The organism is Mycobacteroides abscessus ATCC 19977, assembly GCF_000069185.1.
Classification (GTDB): Bacteria; Actinomycetota; Actinomycetes; order Mycobacteriales; family Mycobacteriaceae; genus Mycobacterium; species Mycobacterium abscessus.
Genome location: NC_010397.1, coordinates 3,137,025 through 3,159,898, shown reverse-complemented (window position 1 = coordinate 3,159,898; position 22,874 = coordinate 3,137,025). Strand labels below are relative to the sequence as shown.

Annotated in this window: 25 protein-coding genes; 16 read left to right on the top strand and 9 right to left on the bottom strand. The window is 63.3% G+C overall.

What is annotated here, in order from left to right:
• Positions 1 to 4 precede the first annotated feature (4 nt).
• Both pptT and truB read left to right on the top strand, forming a co-directional pair.
• The gene (gene pptT, locus MAB_RS15800; RefSeq protein ID WP_005093809.1) at positions 5 to 646 is read left to right on the top strand and encodes a 4'-phosphopantetheinyl transferase PptT; all 642 of its coding nucleotides are present in this window, start codon (positions 5 to 7) and stop codon (positions 644 to 646) included.
• A complete protein-coding gene (gene truB, locus MAB_RS15795) occupies positions 643 to 1,539 on the top strand; it encodes a tRNA pseudouridine(55) synthase TruB (RefSeq protein WP_012296636.1) in 897 nt (298 codons plus the stop codon). Before pptT ends, truB begins: the two co-directional genes overlap by 4 nt.
• A gap of 3 nt (positions 1,540 to 1,542) precedes the next feature.
• On the opposite strand, the gene MAB_RS15790 is transcribed toward truB, so the two are convergent.
• The 6 genes from MAB_RS15790 to mntR form a co-directional block, all read right to left on the bottom strand.
• Positions 1,543 to 2,268 carry a hypothetical protein gene (locus tag MAB_RS15790; protein ID WP_005093805.1) on the bottom strand — a complete coding sequence of 242 codons (726 nt, stop codon included), beginning with the start codon at positions 2,266 to 2,268 and terminating at the stop codon, positions 1,543 to 1,545.
• Positions 2,265 to 3,566 carry a polymorphic toxin type 37 domain-containing protein gene (locus MAB_RS15785; protein ID WP_005093803.1) on the bottom strand — a complete coding sequence of 434 codons (1,302 nt, stop codon included), beginning with the start codon at positions 3,564 to 3,566 and terminating at the stop codon, positions 2,265 to 2,267. Before MAB_RS15785 ends, MAB_RS15790 begins: the two co-directional genes overlap by 4 nt.
• Position 3,567: 1 nt before the next feature.
• Positions 3,568 to 3,879, bottom strand: coding sequence for a WXG100 family type VII secretion target (locus MAB_RS15780; protein ID WP_005114477.1), 312 nt, complete (start codon positions 3,877 to 3,879; stop codon positions 3,568 to 3,570).
• Positions 3,880 to 3,883: 4 nt separating this feature from the next.
• Positions 3,884 to 4,201 carry a WXG100 family type VII secretion target gene (locus MAB_RS15775; protein ID WP_005081762.1) on the bottom strand — a complete coding sequence of 106 codons (318 nt, stop codon included), beginning with the start codon at positions 4,199 to 4,201 and terminating at the stop codon, positions 3,884 to 3,886.
• 109 nt (positions 4,202 to 4,310) lie between these two features.
• Entirely contained in the window at positions 4,311 to 4,883 is a 573-nt protein-coding gene (locus MAB_RS15770; protein ID WP_005081765.1) for a DUF4262 domain-containing protein, read from the bottom strand.
• 1 nt (position 4,884) lies between these two features.
• A complete protein-coding gene (gene mntR, locus MAB_RS15765) occupies positions 4,885 to 5,607 on the bottom strand; it encodes a manganese-binding transcriptional regulator MntR (protein ID WP_005057117.1) in 723 nt (240 codons plus the stop codon).
• Positions 5,608 to 5,684: 77 nt separating this feature from the next.
• On the opposite strand from mntR, the gene MAB_RS15760 reads away from it, so the two are divergent.
• The 9 genes from MAB_RS15760 to MAB_RS15720 all read left to right on the top strand — a co-directional run bounded on the left by MAB_RS15760 (position 5,685) and on the right by MAB_RS15720 (position 15,669).
• Positions 5,685 to 6,647, top strand: coding sequence for a bifunctional riboflavin kinase/FAD synthetase (locus MAB_RS15760; protein WP_005081766.1), 963 nt, complete (start codon positions 5,685 to 5,687; stop codon positions 6,645 to 6,647).
• 93 nt (positions 6,648 to 6,740) lie between these two features.
• Positions 6,741 to 7,010: a 30S ribosomal protein S15 gene (gene rpsO, locus MAB_RS15755; protein WP_005057119.1), complete on the top strand. Its 270-nt coding sequence runs from the start codon at positions 6,741 to 6,743 to the stop codon at positions 7,008 to 7,010.
• Positions 7,011 to 7,027: 17 nt separating this feature from the next.
• A complete protein-coding gene (gene lppU / locus MAB_RS15750) occupies positions 7,028 to 7,534 on the top strand; it encodes an LppU family putative lipoprotein (protein ID WP_005098286.1) in 507 nt (168 codons plus the stop codon).
• A 249-nt stretch (positions 7,535 to 7,783) separates the two neighbouring features.
• Entirely contained in the window at positions 7,784 to 10,051 is a 2,268-nt protein-coding gene (locus MAB_RS15745; protein ID WP_005081771.1) for a polyribonucleotide nucleotidyltransferase, read from the top strand.
• On the top strand, positions 10,035 to 11,381 hold the full coding sequence (locus tag MAB_RS15740; protein WP_071997834.1) for a M16 family metallopeptidase: 1,347 nt from the start codon (positions 10,035 to 10,037) through the stop codon (positions 11,379 to 11,381). Before MAB_RS15745 ends, MAB_RS15740 begins: the two co-directional genes overlap by 17 nt.
• A gap of 89 nt (positions 11,382 to 11,470) precedes the next feature.
• The gene (locus tag MAB_RS15735) at positions 11,471 to 12,193 is read left to right on the top strand and encodes a DUF2182 domain-containing protein (RefSeq protein ID WP_005081773.1); all 723 of its coding nucleotides are present in this window, start codon (positions 11,471 to 11,473) and stop codon (positions 12,191 to 12,193) included.
• Positions 12,194 to 12,202: 9 nt separating this feature from the next.
• On the top strand, positions 12,203 to 13,012 hold the full coding sequence (locus MAB_RS15730) for an SDR family oxidoreductase (protein WP_005111593.1): 810 nt from the start codon (positions 12,203 to 12,205) through the stop codon (positions 13,010 to 13,012).
• A gap of 114 nt (positions 13,013 to 13,126) precedes the next feature.
• Entirely contained in the window at positions 13,127 to 14,647 is a 1,521-nt protein-coding gene (locus MAB_RS15725) for a flavin-containing monooxygenase (protein WP_005111591.1), read from the top strand.
• Positions 14,644 to 15,669: a hypothetical protein gene (locus tag MAB_RS15720; protein WP_005057128.1), complete on the top strand. Its 1,026-nt coding sequence runs from the start codon at positions 14,644 to 14,646 to the stop codon at positions 15,667 to 15,669. The genes MAB_RS15725 and MAB_RS15720 overlap by 4 nt, the downstream gene beginning before the upstream one ends.
• A gap of 42 nt (positions 15,670 to 15,711) precedes the next feature.
• Here the strand turns inward: MAB_RS15720 and ald are convergent, their stop codons facing one another.
• A complete protein-coding gene (ald, locus tag MAB_RS15715; protein ID WP_005081781.1) occupies positions 15,712 to 16,827 on the bottom strand; it encodes an alanine dehydrogenase in 1,116 nt (371 codons plus the stop codon).
• A 101-nt stretch (positions 16,828 to 16,928) separates the two neighbouring features.
• Here ald and aldR point away from each other — a divergent pair, with 101 nt between their 5' ends.
• Positions 16,929 to 17,444 carry an HTH-type transcriptional regulator AldR gene (aldR, locus tag MAB_RS15710; RefSeq protein ID WP_005081784.1) on the top strand — a complete coding sequence of 172 codons (516 nt, stop codon included), beginning with the start codon at positions 16,929 to 16,931 and terminating at the stop codon, positions 17,442 to 17,444.
• Positions 17,445 to 17,452: 8 nt separating this feature from the next.
• Here aldR and MAB_RS15705 read toward each other — a convergent pair whose 3' ends face one another.
• Entirely contained in the window at positions 17,453 to 19,702 is a 2,250-nt protein-coding gene (locus tag MAB_RS15705) for a SulP family inorganic anion transporter (protein WP_005057131.1), read from the bottom strand.
• Between the two features lie 128 nt (positions 19,703 to 19,830).
• On the bottom strand, positions 19,831 to 20,106 hold the full coding sequence (locus tag MAB_RS15700) for a hypothetical protein (protein WP_005100559.1): 276 nt from the start codon (positions 20,104 to 20,106) through the stop codon (positions 19,831 to 19,833).
• Positions 20,107 to 20,593: 487 nt separating this feature from the next.
• Between MAB_RS15700 and dapB the strand changes: the two genes are divergently transcribed.
• The 4 genes from dapB to MAB_RS15680 are packed head-to-tail and all read left to right on the top strand — an operon-like array spanning position 20,594 to position 22,722.
• The gene (gene dapB / locus MAB_RS15695; protein WP_005081787.1) at positions 20,594 to 21,331 is read left to right on the top strand and encodes a 4-hydroxy-tetrahydrodipicolinate reductase; all 738 of its coding nucleotides are present in this window, start codon (positions 20,594 to 20,596) and stop codon (positions 21,329 to 21,331) included.
• Positions 21,331 to 21,792: a hypothetical protein gene (locus tag MAB_RS15690; RefSeq protein WP_005090337.1), complete on the top strand. Its 462-nt coding sequence runs from the start codon at positions 21,331 to 21,333 to the stop codon at positions 21,790 to 21,792. The genes dapB and MAB_RS15690 overlap by 1 nt, the downstream gene beginning before the upstream one ends.
• Positions 21,789 to 22,241: a flavodoxin family protein gene (locus MAB_RS15685; protein ID WP_005069385.1), complete on the top strand. Its 453-nt coding sequence runs from the start codon at positions 21,789 to 21,791 to the stop codon at positions 22,239 to 22,241. The genes MAB_RS15690 and MAB_RS15685 overlap by 4 nt, the downstream gene beginning before the upstream one ends.
• A gap of 10 nt (positions 22,242 to 22,251) precedes the next feature.
• On the top strand, positions 22,252 to 22,722 hold the full coding sequence (locus tag MAB_RS15680) for a hypothetical protein (protein WP_005093783.1): 471 nt from the start codon (positions 22,252 to 22,254) through the stop codon (positions 22,720 to 22,722).
• Positions 22,723 to 22,874: the final 152 nt, after the last annotated feature.

Genomic DNA, 22,874 nt, shown 5'->3' with positions numbered 1-22,874 from the left:
TCAGTTGATCGCTTCGGTAGTTCCCGAGCTGTTGCCGTCGGCCGAGTTGTATGAAGACCCGCCCGGTCTGGAGCCGCTGCCCGAAGAGGAACCGTTGATCGCCAAGTCGGTGGCCAAGCGGCGCAACGAATTCATCACCGTGCGGTACTGCGCCCGGCAGGCGCTCTCCGTGCTTGGCATTCCAGAGGTGCCGATCCTCAAGGGAGACAAGGGGCAACCGCTGTGGCCCGATGGGATCGTGGGCAGCATGACGCATACCGAGGGCTTCCGGGGGGCCGTGGTGGGGCGGACGGGCGAGGTGCGTTCGGTGGGCATCGACGCCGAACCGCACGATGTATTGCCCAATGGCGTGCTCAAGTCGATTGCCCTGCCCGTCGAGCGTGACGAGCTGGACGCGTTGCCTGCTGGCACCCATTGGGACCGATTGTTGTTCTGTGCCAAGGAAACCACGTACAAGGCATGGTTCCCGTTGACTGCCCGCTGGCTTGGTTTCGAGGACGCTCACATCACGATTGACCCGGATGGAACGTTTACTTCGCGAATCTTGGTTGACGGCAGGGCCAACGACGGCACCGTGCTGTCGGCCTTTGACGGCCGATGGATCATCGACAAGGGTTTGATCTTGACCGCGATTGTGGTGCCGTGACCGATCCGCTGAGCCGGGCGGGCCTGGTGATCGTTGACAAGCCCGCCGGAATGACGAGTCATGACGTGGTGTCGCGTTGTCGCAGAATATTTTCCACCCGTAAGGTGGGGCATGCCGGGACCCTCGACCCGATGGCTACCGGAGTACTGGTCATTGGGATCGAGCGGGCCACCAAGATCATGGGCCTACTCACGTTGACCACCAAGTCGTACGCGGCGACTATCCGATTCGGTCAGAGCACCAGCACCGATGATGCCGAAGGGGAGGTGCTGCAAACGATTTCGGCATCGCACCTCACCGAGGTGGATATCGAGGCCGCCGTGGCCGGACTGCGTGGAGATATCGCGCAGGTGCCGTCCTCGGTGAGTGCGATCAAGGTCGACGGACAGCGCGCGTACAAGCTGGCACGCGAGGGGCAGTCGGTCGAGCTGGCCGCGCGTCCGGTGCGTATCTCTCGCTTCGACGTGTTGGCGGTGCGAGGCTCGGGTGAGGACCTGATCGATGTGGACGTGGAAATCGACTGCAGCTCGGGGACCTATATTCGTGCGCTCGCCCGGGATGCGGGGGCCGCGCTCGGTGTGGGCGGACACCTGACGGCACTGCGGCGCACCAGGGTTGGTGATTTCGGGCTGGATCGAGCCCGCACGCTCGAGGAGCTGGCCGATGGCGCGACGCTAACCCTGGACCTGGATTCCGCGTGCCGGCAAGGCTTTCCCCGGCGTGACCTGGACGCCGCCGAGGTGGATGCGGTGCGTAACGGTCGGCCACTGGCGCCTGCGGGGATCGAAGGCACCTACGCGGCGGTGGATGCCGATGATCGCGTCATCGCGCTGCTGGCGGACAAGGGATCACGCACCACATCGGTCGTGGTGTTGCGGCCCGCGAATTTGTAGCGGCTACCCGAAAACGGCCTTGTGCCACCACCATTTGGGGTCGCTGAACCAAGGTCCGAAGTTGCCCGAATTCAGAACTCGCAGTTCTGTCATGTCGATGTTGTATCGGGTGTAGAGAGCGGCGAGTTCGCACAGTTCCCATTCCTCGCCGCTGTCGACATTCACATTGATGTAGAGAGTGTGGTTGCGACCACGGTAGGACTCGACTTGTGGGTTTTTATCCAGCCATTCAAAGAAGGCCGCTTCGTCGAGCTCGGAATAGTAGCGGACACCGGTGGCCTTGAGGACCACATGATCTGGAGTGGGGCTCACATTGATGTCAGGCGGCCAGACGTTCACGCGTGTGCCAACGGTGGGTTCGATGTTCCAAGGGAGATCGCCCGAGAACAGTTCGCGGCTCAGCTGATCCTCGGCCGGCGAAGGGCGCTCGAAAATCTCTCGATGCCAGAATCGATCGGGCGAGCTAAACCAGGAACCTAGGCGAGTGCCAGCCAAGACCTGGAGCTCTGCGGCGCTTACGTGGTAACGCCGATAGAGCCCGACGAATTCACTCAGGGCGTCTTCATCGAGAGCATCGGGATCAACGGCCACCTGTAACGTTTGGCGCGCACCGCCATGCGACCAAGCCCCTGGCATCTTGTCGAGCCATTGGAAGAACACCGCTTCATCGAAGTCGGATTGGTAGACAACGCCCGGTGCTCGGACGACCACCGGTGTACGATCGCTCACTTACCTTCTCCTTCGGGAAGTGGTGGCGGAACATTTTCGTGTTTACCAGTTTTCGGATCCTGGACGTCCCAGTGCGGCCCACCGTGGGCCAGGCCCCCCTTGCCGGTGGGGACCCACACGTTTCCATCGGCGTCTAGCCAGCCAAAACGGTTACCTTTGGGGTTGGGATTGGGCACCCATTTGGGTCCGTCCTTCGGAGGTACGAACTCTCTTGGCAATGATCCCGCCGGATAGTCACCCGGATAACCGGGTGACTTCGCGCCGGTCTTGTCGAACGCGTCACCAGGTGGCTTGTAGTTCGAGTAGACCACTGTTTCCCCGGTAATCGTTGCGATCGACAATCCGATGATCGCGCCGAGGCCCGCGGCGGTGACCGCTTCTGCGTTAAAAGTGATACCGCCCAACGTTGTAAGGAAGGGACGGATGCATGCCGCAAGCGATGATGCGCAGGCGTCTACCGCTGTGGCTGCGATCTCAGCGCCACCTGCGGTAGCACGGCCCCGAGTGATGACAGCGATCGCGGCGATGGCGGCTAGTCCAACACCGAGAGTAGTGGCGATGGCGAACTGCATATCTGAGCGCAGCTGACTAAGCGCCGCATAGTGGGCGGTTGTCGAGGTGGCGAGATCGCTTGCGGCCAGCTTGATTCTGCCAGCACTTGTCGAGAGCGTCGTGAGGTGCTCGCTGAGGTTCGGGATATCCGGGGCATGAAAATTACTCAATGCGCTAGCCGCGAGCCTCAGATCGGATTCGCCCCGGGAGATCGCGTCATTGTCGGCAAACGTCTTCCACGCCTTGGCCGCACTGTCGAGCTTGTTTGTATCACCGTCCGGGATCTCCCCGCCCGCTACCTGAGCGACAACCTTCTTGTACAGGTCGGGCACATCCGACTCAAGACCCGGGCCGTTGTGTTTTGACGATGCCACACCGACGACAACATCTGCCCCATAAGGCAGTTCGGACGGGATCGTCCGAGGGCAGGCTGGGCCCGTTCCCTTGTTGGGATCGCGGTTTGCTCTCCAGTCGGCGATGGCCCAGTTGTAGCCCGCCGCAGTCAGGATGTCGCCCAGGCGCTGTAGCGCTCGTGCATATTCGGTGGTCGCCGTGGTGAGAGCTGCGGCACGATTGTCATATCCCGAAGACCAGGCTTTGACGGCTTGATAGCCGCCGGCCATTCCGCTGGTTTCCAAGGTGAGGACACGGGAAAGAGGTTTGAATGCGGCTTGGACGTCGGTCGAGAGTTTGTAGCAGGTGTTGGCGGCCGCGTAGTACGCCGCTGATTCGACGACAACGGGCACATCAACCTCGCGCCATTCGAAGATTGGCTTCTTGTGCCTCCGAGTAGGCGCCGTGAGCGGTTCGCGCGGCCTCTTCCATCTGGTTCAACCCCTCGACAAGCTCACGTGCCGCATCCATCCACTCCTTGTGGGCTTCGGAGTAGGCGGCGGCAGCGGCACCGGTCCACTGCCCACTTTGCACAAGTTTCTGAGCGCGCGACTCCAGCTGGTCGAGGTTCTCGGTGACAAACTCCTTGAAACCCCGAGCGCGGGACGTCACCTGCTCGATGTGGTCAAGATCGAAGGAGAACTCCGATTCCACGTGAGCGGGCATCCAGTCAGCCCGCCTGTGTCGAAGTGATGGACGACGCGGTTGAGGTCTCCTGCGCATGGAATACCGCAGCATTTGAGCCCAGCGTAGAGGCGATATCAGTCAGCGCATTCCACACTTTCGTTGCACCGTCCTGCATTTCGTCCCATCCGGACCGATAGGCATCGGCAGCACTGCCCCTCCAGACGCCGAACAACGACTGGACGTCGCGATCCAGTGAACTTGACCCCGCTCTCATTTGGTCGGCAAGGCTCGCGGCGAACTTACTGAGCGCACCGACCTCGTCGATTACCACCTGCAGCGGCGGATTGCCGGCTGATGTCATTACCTCGCCCTCCCTGGGTTCGATGCGGTCTTTTATGGGTCTGACGCGGCTGGCGGCGATTCGGTTCCACCCTTTTTGTGGATGTTCATACCCACAAAGAACAGCTCAATCAGTCGGCCGGGCGGATCCACCGGCTGGGAGGGTGCAGCTCCCTGGGCATCCACATCAGCGGCTGCCGATCGTCGAAATGCGGATCGAGCTCGGGATTCCCGGGAAAACGCCCCGCGCCGTCGGGCCACAGGATCTGCAGATACCGCACATGGTTAGTGCGGTTGAACCACAGTCCGAAACCGAATTCGTTGTCGTACCAACTGGGGTCGATGGGGGAGAGTTTGACGCGGTAGTCGTCCACGTCGGGTAGCGCGAGCACATCGGCGAACGTCTCGCCGACCTGCAACACCCGCCCTTCTTGTGCCTGCTTGGCCACGGCATTGAGCGCGCGCTGCATCATCGTGATGTCGTTGACCCCGTAGATTGCCAGCTCGGGCAACCGCATGGTGTGCCACAACCCCACGGTGTAAGCGAACGGTGGACTTTCTTCCGACGAGGTGGGGCCGATTCCCAGTGCGCTCCAACCGTATTCGGTGACACTCCCGATGATGTCGCGATCACTGTCGTTGTACTGATCGCGATCGCCGTAGTCGACGCACAATAGGCATTCACACGCCGCGTGGTCGGCCATTTCAGTCGAGTACAACCCAAATCGATTGCGCGGCTGGGTTTCCCAGCTCCAGCTTCCTTTCGTCGCGGCCCGGCTCATCGCTGTCGATGGAGACCGAGATGGTTCCGGCGAAGTCGCGTCGTTCATCGACGGTGACCCGCGCATCCAGGGCCACGCCCACGGTGTCGAAGTAGCGCAACATCTCCGGATCGGAATCGGAGATTCGGGCCACCACGCCGGTATCGCCGTTGGCGCAGTCCGATAGCTGGCGTGCCGGGGGAGTGGGCACCTGGCCGTCGGGGCCCGGGATCGGGTCGCCATGTGGATCGCGTTGAGGGTGGCCGAGTTTTGCGTCGATCTTGGCCAGGAGCAAGTCCGAGACGGCATGCTCCAGCACTTCGGCCTCGTCGTGCACTTCATCCCAGCCATAGCCGAGTTCGTTGACCAGATACGTCTCCAGCAGCCGGTGCCGACGGACCATGAGCACCGCCGCCTTGCGGCCGTGGTCGGTCAGCGTCACCGCGCCGTACTTTTCGTGGTCTACGAGCCCTTGGTCGGCGAGCTTGCGTATCGATTCAGATGCGGTGCTCGCCGACACGCCCATGCGCTCGGCCAACATTTTGGTGCTGACCTTTTCGTGTGACCACTCCTGCGCGGTCCAGATCACCTTGAGGTAGTCCTGAGCGACCGTCGTCAGATCGGTATCGGCGGATCCGGCGGGCCGGTCGGATCGAGTGGGGCTCACGAAGGTAAGCCTAGTCAGGGAATGAAGACCGAACGCCAAGTCGGCCTTCTCACAGCTTCCGAAGTAGGCTTTAGGCCGTGCAACGCTGGCGCGGGCAAGACGAAATCCCGTCCGACTGGGGTCGGTGCGTGCTGACGATCGGTGTGTTCGACGGTGTACACCGAGGTCACGCCGAACTCATCGGGCGCGCCGTGAAGGCGGCACGTGAGCTTAATCTGAAGAGCGTCCTGATGACGTTCGATCCGCATCCGATGGAAGTGGTGTTCCCGGGAACACACCCGGCGCAGCTCACCACCTTGACCCGGCGCGCTGAGCTGGCCGAAGAACTGGGTGTCGACGTCTTCCTCGTGGTGCCGTTCACGCCGGAGTTCATGAAGCTCTCACCCGAGCGCTATGTGCATGAACTGCTGGTCGAGAGGTTGCACGTCGCCGAGGTGGTGGTCGGGGAGAACTTCACGTTCGGTAAAAAGGCCGCAGGGAACGTCCAGATGCTCAAGAAGGCCGGGGAGCGCTTCGGCTTCAAGGTTGACGCGGTCACCTTGGTCACAGAGCACGCCGTGACGTTCTCGTCGACCTACATCAGGTCATGTGTCGATGCCGGTGACATGGTGGCCGCCACCGAAGCCTTGGGACGTCCGCACCGTGTCGAAGGCGTCGTCGTGCGCGGGGACGGACGCGGCCGTGAACTGGGCTTTCCGACCGCCAATGTGGCGCCCCCGATGTTCTCGGCGATTCCCGCCGATGGGGTGTACGCGGCCTGGTTCACACTGCTCGGACACGGTCCGACCATGGGAACCGTGGTTCCCGGTGAGCGTTATCAGGCGGCGGTCTCGGTGGGGAGCAACCCGACCTTCTCCGGGAAGGCACGCACTGTCGAGGCGTTCATTCTGGACACCACCGCCGATCTGTACGGCCAGCACGTAGCAGTCGACTTCGTCGCGAGAATCCGCAGCATGGAGAAGTTCAAATCCATCGACGACCTGGTTGTGGCGATGGGCAAGGATGCCGAGAAGGCGCGCACGATTTTGGCGCGAAACTAAAGCACCGCTACACTTCGTCGCTGGTGGTGCTGCAGTTCGCGGTGGCCCGCTACAGATAATTCGACGCGAACCTCACTGATGGAGAAGCCTGCCGTGTCGTTGACCACAGAGCAGAAGAAGGAAATCCTCGCCCAGTACGGGCTGCACGAGACCGATACCGGTTCCCCCGAGGCGCAGGTCGCGATGCTGACCAAGCGCATCGTCGATCTGACCGAGCACCTCAAGACCCACAAGCACGACCACCACAGCCGTCGTGGTCTGCTGCTGCTGGTCGGCCGTCGCCGTCGTCTGCTCAAGTACGTCGCCAAGGTCGACGTCGCGCGTTACCGCTCGCTGATCGAGCGCCTGGGCCTGCGCCGCTGACTTTGTTTTCCCCCCGAGTGGGCGGCCCTGGAACGTTGGGGGCGGCGTCCATTGTTCTTCTTACTGTCGGTGTGGCGCTGTTGTCGGGTTGTTCGGCAGCAGCGGCCTCCGATGGCCTGGCCGTCGGCGATTGTGTGAACCTCAGCGGCAGCGATCAGCGAGCCAAGATGGTCAAGGAACCGTGCGGCAGTCCCACGTCGAATTTCAAGGTCTTTGCCAAGGCCGCGACGGACGCTGACTGCCCACGTGACGCCGATTCCTCCTATTACGCCAAGCGTGGATTCGGCCGCAAAAGCCAGGCTCTGTGTCTGGACATCGACTGGGTGGTCGGCGGCTGCATGGACGTTCCGGACAAATGGGACGGCGACCCGGTGCGCGTCGATTGCAACGATCCTCGCGCCCAGAACAAGAAACGTGTCACCCAGATTCTGCAGCAAGTCTCGACCGCTGACGACTGCATCACGGGGCTCGGCTATCCGTACGTGGACCGCAACTTCACCGTGTGCGTGGAAGAACTGCCCTGATCAAGCTGCACGGCCGCAAACGCCGCAGGTGGTAGGGTGTGTGCGTTGTCATGCTGGTCCCGCCGGGTAACGGGCGGTCTTCGGTAGTGGCTGCCGGGTTTCAAGATCCCGACCGCTTCGATCGAACGGCCGTGGCCGATCACCTTCCGGGTCCACTTCGCGCTGGTACAACCGCGCGCTGACCGTGTGATGGCACGCATGCCCACTACAGCGAACACGCTGAATAACTGAGAGGTAAATCGGACACCTATGTCTGTTACAGAAATTGAAGAAGGCATCTTCGAGTCCACCGCGACCATCGACAACGGGAGCTTCGGCACCCGCACCATCCGGTTCGAGACGGGGCGCCTGGCCCTGCAGGCCGCCGGTTCGGTCGTCGCGTACCTGGACGACGAGACGATGCTGCTGTCGACCACGGCCGCCAGCAAGACTCCGAAGGATCACTTCGACTTCTTCCCGCTGACCGTCGACGTCGAGGAGCGGATGTACGCCGCGGGCCGCATCCCCGGCTCGTTCTTCCGTCGTGAGGGTCGTCCCTCCACCGACGCCATTTTGACTTGCCGTCTGATCGACCGGCCGCTGCGCCCGTCGTTCGTGAGCGGGCTGCGTAACGAGATCCAGGTCGTGGTGACGGTGCTGAGCCTGAACCCCGCCGATCTGTACGACGTGCTGGCCATCAATGCGGCGTCCGCCTCCACTCAGCTTGCCGGACTCCCGTTCTCGGGCCCGGTTGGCGGAGTGCGAGTCGCCCTGATCGAGGGACAGTGGGTGGCGTTCCCGACCGTCGAGCAGCTGGAGAAGGCTGTGTTCGACATGGTGGTCGCGGGCCGCAAAGTAGGCACCGCCGGTGATTCCGACGTGGCGATCATGATGGTCGAGGCCGAGGCCACTGACAACGTCATCGCATTGATCGACGGTGGCGCCGGTGCGCCCACCGAAACCGTTGTCGCCGAGGGCCTCGAGGCGGCCAAGCCGTTCATCGCTGCCCTGTGCACCGCGCAGGAGGAGCTGGCCGGCAGCGCTGCCAAGCCCACCGGCGAGTTCCCGCTGTTCCCGGACTACCAGGACGACGTCTACGCCGCCGTCGCGGCTGTGGCCACCGAGCCGCTGTCGCAGGCGCTCTCGATCGCGGGCAAGGCCGAGCGTGATGAGAAGACCGACGAGATCAAGGTCGACGTGCTGGGCAGGCTCCAGGAGGGCTTCGACGGCCGTGAGAAGGAAATCGGCGCCGCGTTCCGCTCGCTCACCAAGAAGCTTGTGCGCCAGCGCATCCTGAAGGATCAGTTCCGCATCGATGGCCGCGGTGTCACCGACATTCGCGCCCTGTCAGCCGAGGTCGCCGTGATCCCGCGTGCCCACGGCAGTGCCCTGTTCGAGCGTGGCGAGACCCAGATCATGGGTGTGACCACCCTGGATATGATCAAGATGGCTCAGCAGGTCGATTCGCTCGGACCCGAGACCACCAAGCGCTACATGCACCACTACAACTTCCCGCCCTTCTCCACCGGTGAGACCGGCCGCGTCGGTTCGCCGAAGCGTCGCGAGATAGGCCACGGCGCCCTCGCCGAGCGGGCGCTCATCCCGGTGCTCCCGAGCATTGAGGAGTTCCCCTACGCGATCCGTCAGGTCTCGGAGGCGCTGGGCTCCAACGGTTCTACCTCGATGGGTTCGGTGTGTGCTTCCACTCTGGCGCTGCTGAACGCCGGCGTGCCGCTGAAGGCGCCCGTCGCCGGTATCGCCATGGGTCTGGTGTCCGATGACATCGAACTCGCAGACGGCACCGCCGAGCGTCGCTTCGTCGCGCTCACCGATATCCTGGGTGCCGAGGATGCCTTCGGCGACATGGACTTCAAGGTCGCCGGCACCAAGGACTTCGTCACCGCCCTGCAGCTGGACACCAAGCTCGACGGCATCCCGTCGCAGGTGCTGGCCGCCGCGTTGTCGCAGGCCAAAGACGCCCGCACCACCATCCTCGAGGTGATGGCCGAGGCGATCGACGCTCCCGACGAGATGAGCCCGTACGCGCCGCGTATCACCACCATCAAGGTGCCGGTCGACAAGATCGGTGAGGTGATTGGGCCCAAGGGCAAGATGATCAACTCCATCACCGAGGAGACCGGCGCGAACATCTCCATCGAGGATGACGGCACCGTGTTCGTCGGTGCTGCCGACGGCGCTTCGGCGCAGGCCGCGATCGACAAGATCAACGCCATCGCCAACCCGCAGTTGCCCAAGATCGGCGAGCGTTTCCTCGGAACGGTGGTGAAGACCACTGACTTTGGAGCTTTCGTTTCCCTCTTGCCTGGCCGCGACGGCCTGGTGCACATCAGCAAGCTCGGTAAGGGCAAGCGGATTGCCAAGGTTGAAGACGTGGTCAAGGTCGGCGACAAGATCCAGGTGGAGATCGCCGATATCGACAACCGCGGCAAGATCTCGCTGGTCCCGGTCGGCGAAGAGGATGCCGCGGAAGCTCCCGCACCCGCGGAGGCCCAGCCGGCTGATGCCGTCACCCAGTAAGGTCCCGAGCGCAGGGTCCGAGTCTCTTCGCGCAAGCGGCTCATCGGTACGCCGCACGGTTCTTCCAGGTGGGCTCCGAGTAGTCACCGAGGCCATGCCCTCGGTGCGCTCGGCGTCCGTCGGCGTGTGGGTCGACGTGGGGTCGCGCGACGAGGGGCGCAGTGTCGCCGGTGCGGCGCACTTCCTCGAGCACCTGCTGTTCAAATCCACGCCCACCCGGTCGGCGGCCGATATCGCCCAGTCGATCGACGCCGTCGGGGGCGAGCTCAACGCCTTCACCGCACGCGAGCAGACCTGTTATTACGCTCATGTGCTGGACTCCGATCTGGAGTTGGCCATAGACCTGGTGGCCGATGTGGTGTTGCGCGGGCGATGCGCCAGCGACGACGTCGAGGTCGAGCGTGATGTGGTGCTCGAAGAAATCGCGATGCGTGACGACGATCCCGAGGATCTGCTGGGGGAGGCCTTCCTGGGTGCGCTGTTCGGTGATCATCCGATCGGCCGCAGCGTGCTGGGCAGCTCCGAATCGATTTCGGCGATGACGCGGGCGCAACTGCATTCATTCCATGTGCGGCGGTACCGCCCCGAACGTATGGTGCTGGCGGTCGCCGGAAACATCGAACACGATCGTGTAGTCCGGTTGGCGCGCAAGTATTTCAAGTCGCATCTGGACTCATCGGTGCGGACGGTGGCGCCCCGCAAGGGCAGTGGCCGGGTCGCGGCCAAGCCGGGGCTCGAGTTGGTGTCACGCGACGGTGAGCAGGTGCACCTGTCGCTTGGGGTGCGCACTCCCGGGCGCGGCTGGCAGCATCGCTGGGCGCTGTCGGTACTCAACAGCGCACTCGGCGGTGGCCTCAGTTCTCGCCTGTTTCAAGAGATTCGCGAGCAGCGAGGGCTGGTGTACGCGGTGTATTCGACGGTGGATACCTTCTCGGACACCGGCGCCTTGTCGGTATACGCGGGCTGCTCCCCGGAGCGATTCGACGAGGTGACGAAGGTGACCTCGCAGGTGTTGGGATCGGTCGTCGAGGACGGATTCACCCCGGCGGAAATCGATCGTGCCAAGGGGGCGCTCTCCGGTGGACTCGTTCTGGGGCTTGAAGATTCGGCATCGCGGATGAATCGGTTGGGCCGCAGCGAGCTGAACAACGGCAAGCACCGCACCATTTCCGCGACCCTGGACAGGATCGACGCGGTGACGGCCGACGAGGTCAACGCCATCGCCCGCCAGTTGCTCGGCGGCCCCGCCGGGGCGGCGGTGGTGGGACCGTACCGATCCAAGCGGACGTTGCCGCGCACATTGCGGACGATGATTGAATCCACAAGCTAGTTCACGGCCGGGAAGATATCCTCTAGCTGATGGTCGCCCATGCGATTCAGCGCGTTAGGGAACTAACGGCTGGCACATACACAGGGATCGTGGCCGCGGTAATTTTGTTGTCGTGGTTGGCTTTCGCGTTGCTTCCGCAACATGCGGGCGCTCACTCACAGGCGCCTGCCGGCGAGCACAGCATGCATGGAATGCAGCACGCGGGTATGGCCCCGATGCCCACGCCGGTCACACATCAACCGGTGCTGTGGATCGCGATCATCGCCTGGATTGTCATGACCGTCGCCATGATGGGACCGGCCACCCTGCCGTCGGTGCGGTACATCGAGCAGACCACGCCCCGGGGGCGCCGCGGCGGGGCCGTAGTTCTCTATGGGGCAGTCTGGCTCGCAGTTTGGACAGTGATCGGTGTCGTCGTCGCGCTGGCGCAATCGGCTGCGGTGGGCCCGTCGCCTTGGTGGCTGTTCACCGGGGCTCTCGTTGTCGCCGCGCTCTGGCAGTTGACCCCGCTCAAACGCCGGGCCCTCGGTGACTGTCACGCGTCACGCCCGCTGCCACCCACCGGTTGGCCTGCGGCCCAGGGCGCCATACGGTTTGGTGCGTTCGGTGGATGGGCATGCGTCAGATCGTGTTGGGCCGTCATGCTGGCGATGGCCCTTGCTCCGACCGCGCATATTGTGTGGATGGTGCCGTTGACGGTCGCGGTCACCTGGGAGCGTTTCACCCAGTCTCCGCGGCGCACGGCCCGCGTCCTTGCCGGTGTTTTCGCGGTCGCGGCCGCCGCCGTGGGGGTCTTCGCGGCCATCCAATAAGGTCCGGGTATGGATATCAACGGCAGCGTCGCCATCGTCACCGGAGCCGGTTCGGGAATCGGACAGGCCCTTGCCTGGGGGCTTGTGGATGCCGGAGCCACCGTGGTGGCGTCAGATATCGACGCCGATGCCGTGGGGCGCACCGCCGCGGCTCGAGACGGCATCGTCGGTCAGCGAGCCGATGCCAGCGCGGTCTCCGATATCGAGGATCTTATTGCTTTGGCGGAGAAGGAATTTGGTCCCGTCGATCTCTACGCGGCCAACGCCGGTATCGCCGGCGGCCTCGGGCTCGGTATCGGCGAGGCGGCATGGGACCTCACCATCGATGTGAACCTTCGGGCGCATATCCGCGCGGCCACGCTGCTGGTGCCCGGATGGGTAGAGCGCGGCCGTGGCTATTTCCTGTCGGTGGCATCAGCGGCCGGACTGCTCACCCAGATCGGTTCACCCGCGTATTCGGTGACCAAACATGCCGCGGTCGGCTTTGCCGAGTGGCTCTCGATCACCTACGGCGGTCAGGGGGTCGGAGTGAGTTGCCTGTGTCCGATGGGGGTCAAGACGGCACTCTTGGACGGCCTCACCGAATCCGATGACCCGGACGTGCGTGTGGCGGGTACCTCTATAACAGCGGCGGGTGACGTGCTCGAACCGGCGGTGGTGGCTGCCATGGCACTCGATGCGATCCGGGATGAGAAGTTCTTGGTCTTGCCGCATCCCCAGGTGCTCGACATGTATCGCCAGAAGGGCGCCGATTACGACAGATGGATCGCGGGAATGCGCCGTTACCAGGCCATACTCGAAGACCAGATCATCCGGTAGTGCTGTGATGCAGATCACTATTGATAGGAAGCGTGACTGAACCGGCCCTTGTCGTAGTGGGCCCGCGGCCTGCTACCGTTGACGTAAGTCAGTCTTTCGTCAACGAAGATGAGGATGGTAAGCGCGCAGATGGCAGTCAATAACCCCGTTGACGTTGCGATCATCGGAGCCGGCATAGCCGGGTTGGGCATGGCTGCGAGATTGCGTCAGGCCCGGGTCCAGGACCTGCTGATCCTCGAGCAAGCCCCGGAAATCGGCGGTTACTGGCGGCGTAGCACCTTCTCTTCCGTCGCCGGCGACGAGTTAGCTGTCCAGCAGTCGTACTCGTTTTCGCCCAGCACGTCGTCGCGCACGCTCTGGGCGACGCGCGAGGGTGTCTTGTCCTATCAGCGAGATCTCATCGCGCGATACGGCCTTGAGCCCGCGCTGCGCTTGCGAAATCGGGTCACCGGGTTGTCCTTCGAACAAGGTAAGGCCGCCTGGCGCATCACCGTGGCGGGCAAGAAATCGGTATCCGCGCGACGGGTGATTCTTGCTGTCGGTGCTGGAACACTTTCGGAGCCACCGGAACTCGCCGGTATCGAGCAGTTCGAGGGTCCGATCCTGAGCACGGCGGATTGGGATCCGAGTTTCGATTTCGCCGGCCGCAATGTCGCGGTGATCGCGGCCGGCGCCAGCACCGTGCACGTGGTGCCCGAGCTGGTCAAGAAGGCCGCGCGAGTCCGGGTCTTTCAGCGCGCCCCTGATTGGGTGCTGCCCCGCTGGGGTGCCGAAGCTCCGGGTGCGGTCGGGCGGCTGGTGTCCCGGGCCTCGGGATCGCTGGCGGGACGGGTGGCGAGCCGTTCACATGAAGCGCTGCGTCGGGGTCTGGTGTGGCGTGGGGTCGGCACCCGGCTTGTCGAGGCGGTCGCCGAGAACCACCTCAACCGCAATGTGAAGGACCCGTGGTTGCGCCGTAACCTGCTGCCGGCATATCGCGCGGGCAGTCGCCGGATTCTGTTTTCCGACGACTTCTATTCGGCGATACAGCAAGACAATTGCAAGCTGGTGCCCTGGCCCGTCACGGGAGTGAGCGCCATTGGGGTTCGATCTGCCGACGCGATGACACATAAGGCCGACTGCCTGGTCTTCGCGCTCGATGCCCCGGAGGTACTCATCGAGGAGCCGTTCCCGATCAAGGGGGTGGACGGCTCCACGCTGGGCGAGCACTGGGGCACCCAGCCCACGGCATTCCGCGGCGTGAATGTGCCCGGATTCCCCAATCTGTTCTTGCTCGCCGGACCCGGGTCCGGGACCAACGCCTTGGCTGGTCTTGCGCATGTCGAAGCGCAAATTGACTATGTGACAGCTTCTTTGGCGTTGATCGATTCGTTGGCATTTGTCTCGATCGAGGTGCGTCGGGAGGCCCTCGAGCGTGAGCAGGCACGTGCGGCGCAAAGACTCGATCGGACCACATGGCGCGATGGCGCGTTCCGCTGGTACAAGCCAGAGGACACCGTGGCCAGTGAGCTCTTCCCAGGTACGACAACCGAATTCCGGCGTGCGTTGGCCGACGTCGATGCCGCCGATTACAAGATTCTCACCCAGCAGGAACTCGATTCCATCAATTCCGCGAAGTTAGGGGTAGCCCAATGACCGCCGTGCTCCCAGATGAGCTGACCAGAGACAACACCAAGGACATCGCCAAGAACGACGAATTCTTTGAGAACGTCCTCGGCAAGATCAAAGCCAGGCAGTGGACACTGGCGGACTTCGACTGGGACAAGCCGGGGGCTGACACCATCAACCCCGAGCAGTTCGACGATCTCAAGCAGTTCATGTCGGACCTGGTGTGGATTGAGCACATTGGCGGACGGATGATGGGCACGCTGGGCATCACCGCGCCCAACGACACGCTCAGAGAGATCTATAGCTACTTCCATGCCGAAGAGCAGCGGCATGCCAACGCCGAAATCGCACTGATGCGCCGGTGGGGCATGCTGGCCGAGGGTGAGATCCCGCCTCAGTCCGGGGACATCAAGGCATTACTGCAGGCACTTCGTGGATTCGACAACCTCGGTGACCGGCGGCTCCCGTTCGTCTACATGGCCACCGTCATCCCGTTCTTCGAGGTGGGCCTCGATGGCGCGGTGCTGAAATTCCTGTCGGGCGAGGTCGAGGATCCGCTGTTCCACGAGGTGTTCGCCAAGATCAACTCCGACGAATCACGGCATCTGGCAATCGGATTCGCGGTTATGGATATGTTGGGCACCCGTAAGTTCTCCAGAATGCTGGTGGAGGATGTGGCGCCGCTGCTCAAGCCGGTGACCATCGTCCGTGCCGTCGGGTTGGCAAACCCCCATGTTATCCGGTTCGCAGGCTTCCTCACCCGGGTGGGTGACGCCATGCGCAACATGGGTATCGACACGATCTTGATCCAGCGCGCGTTCGATCGCTACGCGGAATCGGGTGGCCGGAAGAGCAGCAATGCGCGCAGGCTGCCGATCTTCCGGGTGCTGCGTTACCCGATCGTCAACAGCACGTACTTCACTGACTTCGACCATCCGCTCCATAAGGTGGGGCGCGCGGTGAACAAGTTCAACGACAAAGTCCCGTACCGCAAGAAGATCAAAACGCCCACGTGGACCAATGACCTCACCGCGCAGACCGCTGTCTAGATCACCGATGACAGCGTGATTGCCGTCGTGATCTACGAATAGCTACCCGAGGACCTCGGCAGGATCGGTGAAGGCCAGCCCCAGGTCGTGTGCGACATGCGTGTTCAGTAGCGCGCCCTCATGTGTGGAGAGTCCCTGGGCGAGCGCGGCGTCGTCGCGGCAGGCCTGGCGCCAGCCCTTGTCTGCCAGTGCCAGCACGTACGGCATGGTGGCGTTGGTCAGGGCAAAGGTGGAGGTCCGTGGCACCGCGCCGGGCATATTGGCCACGCAGTAGAACACGCTGTCGTGGACGGTGTAGGTCGGTTCGTCATGAGTGGTGGGGCGTGAATCGGCGAAGCAGCCCCCCTGATCGATGGCGATGTCCACGAGCACTGAACCCGGTTTCATTTGAGAAACAAGGGAATTCGAAATGAGTTTAGGAGCCTTGGCGCCCGGGATGAGCACGGCTCCGATCACCAGGTCGGCGCGTTTGACGGCGCCTTCCAGCTCCATGGTCGACGAGTACCGGGTACGGATAGTGCCGCCGAACTCTCCGTCCAGCTCCCGCAGCTTGCCCAAGTTGACGTCGAAAACGGTGACGTGAGCACCCATTCCGGCGGCGATGCGTGCCGCGTTGTATCCGGCGACGCCACCACCGATCACGACCACGTCGGCCGGGCCGACTCCAGGCACACCACCCATGACCAGGCCGCGTCCCCCCACGGGGGTCATCAGGTGGTACGCCCCGACCTGTGCGGCCAACCGTCCGGCGACCTCACTCATAGGGGCCAGTAGGGGGAGCGCACCGTCGGAGGTCTGCACTGTCTCGTACGCGATCGAGGTGGTTTCTGACTTCAGTAACGCCTGCGTGCACGGCAGCGAGGCGGCCAGGTGCAGGTAGGTGAAGAGCGTCTGGCCACGACGCATGAGGGCGTATTCGGGCTCGATCGGTTCCTTGACCTTGAGTAGCAGATCGGCCTCGGCCCAAACCTGTTCGGCGCCGTTGATCACCTGTGCGCCAGCGGCTTTGAAGTCCACATCCGATATCGAGGAGCCGTCACCCGCGCCCGACTGAATGATCACCTCGTGCCCGCGACGGGTCAGTTCGGCCACACCCGCGGGTGTGGTGGCCACGCGATATTCGTTGTTCTTGATCTCGGTAGGGATGCCTACGCGCATGATTCTTCTTCTCCTGTTTCAAAACTAAGTCCCGCGTTCAAGTGTGAAGAAGCGTCGATAAACGCGCAATATTTCCGTGGAAGATTCGGTAGATTGCAAAAATGGTCGCAAAATCACCGGAATCGCGGTTCGACATGCCTCCCGCGCCGAATGATGTTCGGCGCGTGGAGCTCGATGACGTGGACCGCCGCATCCTGCTGGAACTGCACAACGACGCACGTATACCCAACAGTGTGTTGGCTGAGGCCGTGGGGATCGCGGCCTCCACATGTCATGGACGGGTCCGGCGCCTGCAAGAGACCGGTGTGATCCGTGGATTCTTCACCGACGTGGACCCCGCCGCCATTGGTAGGCCGCTACAGGCGATGATCTCGGTCAGCCTGCAGGCCAATGCGCGTGGCAAGATCCGCACCTTCATCCGTGACATACGTGAGTTGCCACAAGTGATCGACGTGTACTTCCTTGCGGGCGCGGATGATTACATCCTGCACGTCGCGGCCCGCGACACCGAGGACCTGCGGTCCTTCGTCGTTGAGAAACTCAACGCGCTGCCCGATGTCGCGGGCACACAGACGTCGTTGATCTTCGAGCATCTACGTGGGGGAGCGCCCCTGTAGAGCGCCGATCAGCTGATGGCGGGTGCGGGGTCCTCCAGAACTCCGTCGGAGTTGCCGTCCTGCCCGACGATCCCGTTCTCGTCCACCTCGTACACATGTGCTTCGGCGATGTTGAAGAAGGTGCCGACCACACGCACCCGCCCGGACACCACGGCCCCGGCCAGGATTGGGTGGTGGACGAGCCGCTCCACCTGGATTGCCACATTCACGACACCGAGCTGGTCGACCTCGTTGAACCCGTGGGCCTCCGCGCTTGCCCGCGCGGGGTGGTGTTCCTGAAACGCGATGAGGCTGTCGCGGGCGTAGTCCAGCCAGCGTCCCACCGGGGTGGTCGGCGTGTCGGTCGACTCGGACAGCAGCGCTTTCATGGCTCCGCATGACGAGTGTCCGCACACCACAACAGAACTCACGTTCAGCTGGTTCACCGCGAAGTCCAGCGAGGCGTCCACCGAGCCATCGGCGGGATCGGTGGGCACCACGTTGCCCACATTGCGGATCGTGAACAGGTCGCCGGGGCCACTTGCCGTGATGACATTGGGCAGGATGCGCGAATCACCGCAGGTGAGGAAGAGTGCGTCGGGATCCTGGTAGTCGGCCAATTCGGTGACATGAGGTCGCAGCGCACCCGAGCCACGGCTGTTGTACTCATTGATGCCATCGATGATCGAGGCACCCGCTTCGCCGTTCTGCTCCCGGCGCCACGACCGCCACGGCACCAAACCGACAGCACGCGAAACGAAATGGCGCTTCGGGCGGGTGGTGTGCGCGTGATGCAGCTTTGCATGCGAGGACTCGACGATCATCACGGTGCCGCCTCCCGCTTCATGGGCGCGCTTCCAGTCGGAGATGGCTTCCGAGATGGCGTGATCGACATAGTCGGCGTTGATGGCCAGCGTGACGTGCGCCCCCGGGGGAACGGTGCTGAGCGTCTTGGTGAGCCGGGGCAGCGACAGGAAGCTCAGTGTGCCGTCGAGTTCGACATGCCACTGTCGCGATCCCTCGGTGCCGAACGGCCGGGCATCCATATGTGCCCGCATGACGCGGCCCACCAGGATGCCGATGGCGACCAGCAGGCCGATGCCCACGCCTTCCAGCAGATTCAGGAACACGACGCAGACCATGGTGATGGCGTAGACCGCCAGATCGCCGGTGCGCCAAGCGAGTTTCATATGAGCCAACTTCACCAGCTGGATGCCGATGACGATCAGCAGACCGGCCAGCGCGGCCTTGGGGATGAGCTGCACCAAGCTGCTGAACAGCGAGGCGAACAACAGCACCCAGATGCCGTGCAGGATCGCCGAGGCCCGGGTCTTGGCGCCGGCGGCGACGTTGGTAGAGCTGCGGACGATCACACCGGTGATCGGCAGGCCACCGAGGAAGCCGGACATTACGTTGGCGCTGCCCTGACCGATCATCTCGCGATCGAAGTTGGTCCGGGGGCCGGTGTGGAGCTTGTCCACGGCAACGGCGGACAGCAGGGATTCGACGCTGGCGATAAGTGCGACCGTCAGCACACCCAGAAGAACTCCCGCCCAGTCACCGTCGGCGGGGCCGATCAGTGTGGGGAAGCTGATTGCGTCAAAGAAGTCGCCCGCCAAGCTGATTCGCTCCGCGGGAGAGTTGGTCAGCACCGCGAAGGCGGTAGCGGTGACGATGGCTACCAAGGCGCCGGGCACCATGCGGATCTTCGGTGGCAGCTTGGGCCACAGCAGCAGGATCGCGATCACCATCACGCCGATGATGACGTCGGGCAGGTGGTGATTGATGACACCCTGGGGCAGCGCCTTGAGGTTCTGCCAGGCGGAACTCTGCGAGGAGCCGCCCATCAGGACATGGATCTGTTGCAGCGCGATGGTCACACCGATGCCGGCCAGCATGGCGTGGACCACCACGGGCGCGATGGCCAGTGCGGCACGTGCGATGCGGCTGAGTCCGAACAGGATTTGCAGCAGGCCCGCACCAATGGTGATCAGGCAGGCCATCTGCCAGCCGAACTTGTTGATGATTTCGGCGACCACCACAGTGAGGCCGGCGGCCGGGCCGCTGACCTGAAGTGGTGATCCGCCGATTGCGCCGGCGACGATGCCACCGACCACGGCCGCGATGAGTCCCGCCATCAGCGGGGCACCGGAGGCGATCGCGATGCCCAGCGAAAGTGGCAGTGCGACGAGGAATACGACGAGAGAGGCCGGGAGGTCGTGCCGCAGATTCTGCAGTAGCGACGGCTTGGCGGTCTGCTCGGTGACAGAAGTCGTCATGGAAGTAAGCCCTATCGGGATGAAGAGTCGCTGCAATCGCGGCTAGATGCGCACGCGCGACTTTGTGGATAGATGAGTGTGAGTGAAGGAGACGCGTATGACGGCGTCGTTGCCGTCACGGCGACGACTCAGCGTCGATCTATCCCGATGGTGATAAGGCGTTGTCGTCCCAGATTGTCGGGCGCTCGGGAGAAGACGAAGCCCCGTGCGGCCAGCAGTGCCAACAGGCTGGCGCCCAACAGTGAGGTCAAGACGAGCGCGAACGGAACCGGTATCGACGTGGGTTGCTGACGGATCCGGGTGACCGCTGAATTGACCGAGCTCTTGACGTGCTCGTGGATTTCTTCAGGCAACAGGCTCGTTGCTGGCGAAGTTCCGACGACTGCAGCTCGCCACCCAAACATCTGCCCATGTGCGGCGGGTCCAAGGAAGCACACGGCCGCGAGGAAGGCGATAACGAAGCCCCCCACGCGCGCGTATCGCTTGCGGCCCGACATGCGCACCAGAGTACCAGTGGATGCCTGAAATTGGCCGTACCGCAGCTAGAGACATGTTTCTGAGAGGAACCTGAGAGCTTCGCCCGACGTTGGCAAATGGTTGCCAGAACCGTGACTGCCATCACAGCATGTTGCTCCGTCCGGTGCGGTCACACGCGCTTGCGCCGCCAAAAACAGGCTCAACCAGGAGTTGACATGGTTTTCTGGCAAATTGAGCGGCCGACAGGATCCGCGGGAAATCGTGTAGCTCGTATGAATATCGAGTAGCACCCTGGTGAACTTGCGCCGACGGGCAACGACGCGATTCCCGGGCATGTCGGCCGTGTCGCGGAGCGCCGGGCGTTGGGCGGACGTCCTCTCGGCCATCGCGGTGCGGAGGATTAGGGTGACCGGCGTGACTAACATCGCGACCGGAGTGCTGGGAGCACAGGGCAAGGTCGGCCAGGCCATGTGTCAGGCGGTCGATTCCGCGGCCGATCTGGACCTGGTGGCCGCCGTCGATAAGAACGACTCACTGGAGGCGCTCACCGCGGCCAGCGTGGTCATCGACTTCACCCATCCCGATGTCGTCATGGACAACCTGAAGTTCTTGATCGGTAAGGGCATCCATGCCGTCGTTGGCACCACCGGCTTCACCGACGAGCGATTGGACCAGGTGCGCTCCTGGCTGGCGGACAGCCCCGGAACGGGTGTGCTGATTGCCCCCAACTTCGCGATCGGCGCGGTGTTGTCCATGAAGTTCGCTCAGCAGGCGGCCCGATTCTTTGAATCGGTAGAGATTATCGAGTTGCATCACCCGAACAAGGCGGACGCACCCTCCGGAACGGCCACGCGCACAGCGCGACTCATCGCCGAGGCCCGCCGGGGATTGCCACCCAGCCCGGATGCCACCAGCACCGGGCTCGAGGGAGCGCGCGGCGCCGACGTCGACGGGGTGCGGGTGCATGCGGTACGCGTCTCCGGACTCGTCGCGCACCAAGAGGTGCTGTTCGGGACAACCGGTGAGACGTTGACCATCCGGCACGACAGCATCGATCGGAGCTCCTTTGCGCCGGGGGTGCTGCTGGCCGTGCGTGATATCGCGAAGCGACCCGGCCTCACGATCGGCATCGAGCCCCTGCTGGAGCTGTAGTGTCCGCCGCGGCCAGGGTCAAGATCCTCATCGCCTTCATGTGTGTGGCGATGGTGGTGTACTTCCTGATCCTGGGAAAGATGGGTATCGCCCTCGTGCAGACCGGGAAGGCCGCTGCGATCGGCATGGGGGTCGGGGTTCTGATCCTGCCGTTCATCGGTTTGTGGGCCATGATCGCCACGCTGCGTGCGGGTTTCGCGCATCAGCGCCTCGCCGCGCTGGCCGCCCAGCAGGGCCGTGAACTGGATGTGAGTGCGCTACGCACCACGCCGTCCGGGCGGGTCAACCGCGAGGATGCCGATGCGCTCTTCGCGACCGTGAAGGCCGAGGTCGAAGCGGAACCCGACGACTGGGTGGGGTGGTACCGCTTGGCTCGCGCCTACGACTACGCGGGAGACCGGGGCCGCGCCCGGGACACCATGCGCACCGCGGTACAGATGCAGCAGGACGCCGCGAGATGAGTCGCCTGCTGGTGGTGCATCACACTCCGTCGCCGGCCACCCGCGAACTATTGGAAGCCGTACTGGAGGGCGCCAACGACCCGGAGATTTCCGGGGTGGAGGTGGTGATCCGGCCTGCTCTTGCCGCGACGATCCCGGACATGCTGGATGCCGACGGTTATCTGTTCGGCACCACCGCCAATTTTGGCTACATGTCCGGCGCCCTCAAGCACTTCTTCGACACCGTCTACTACCCGAGCCTCGATCATGTGGCCGCACGGCCCTACGGCGTGTGGGTGCATGGCAACAACGACACCGTGGGCGCGGCGGCAGCGGTGGACAAGATCGTGACCGGCCTGGCGCTGGAGAAAGCGGCGGACGTGCTGGAGGTGGTTGGGCCGATCGACGCCTCAACACGCGAGCAGGCCTATAACCTTGGCGGCACGCTCGCGGCGATCTTGATGCGATGAGGAGACAGCCATGCCAGCACTGGCCGAACTTGCCCTGGGGGCAGCGCCCATCGCCGGTGGCGCGCTGCTGGGTGCGGTAGCCGGGAACCTCAAACCCCCCGACATCCGGGAGCTGATCTCCAAGGACTTCGATCTACTCGATCGCATTCCTGAGGAACAGGCAGAGCGTCGCGCGGCGGTGCGACGCATGGTCGATCAGCGCATCGACGATCTCGTCGCAAGCAATGATCGTGGCCGCTCGCTGCGTGAGGCGGCCTTGTCCTACGGCGGTGGCTGGCGGGACATCCTCGTGTTCGTCGGGGCTGTTCTGTTCACCGTGATCTGGTGGAACATCGAACACACCCGGAGCAATTGGCTGGTCATGTTCCTGGTGATGCTTGCGTTGACCTTGATCGCGGGGTTCTATGCCGTGCGCACGGTATCGCGGGGCCTGTACGGGGCGGCGGGGCGATTGCGTCACCGGTCCCCGGGGTCTTCCTAGCCATCCCTGGTGAAATTCGGTTGGCTAAATTCAATCTGTCATATCCGGCGTAGTCTGTTAAATCGGGCGCCAAAAATAACGTGTTATTAATGGTGTGGAGTCGCTGGGTGTCTCGCATATCCATATAAAGGGCATAGGCTAAATATCGCCTG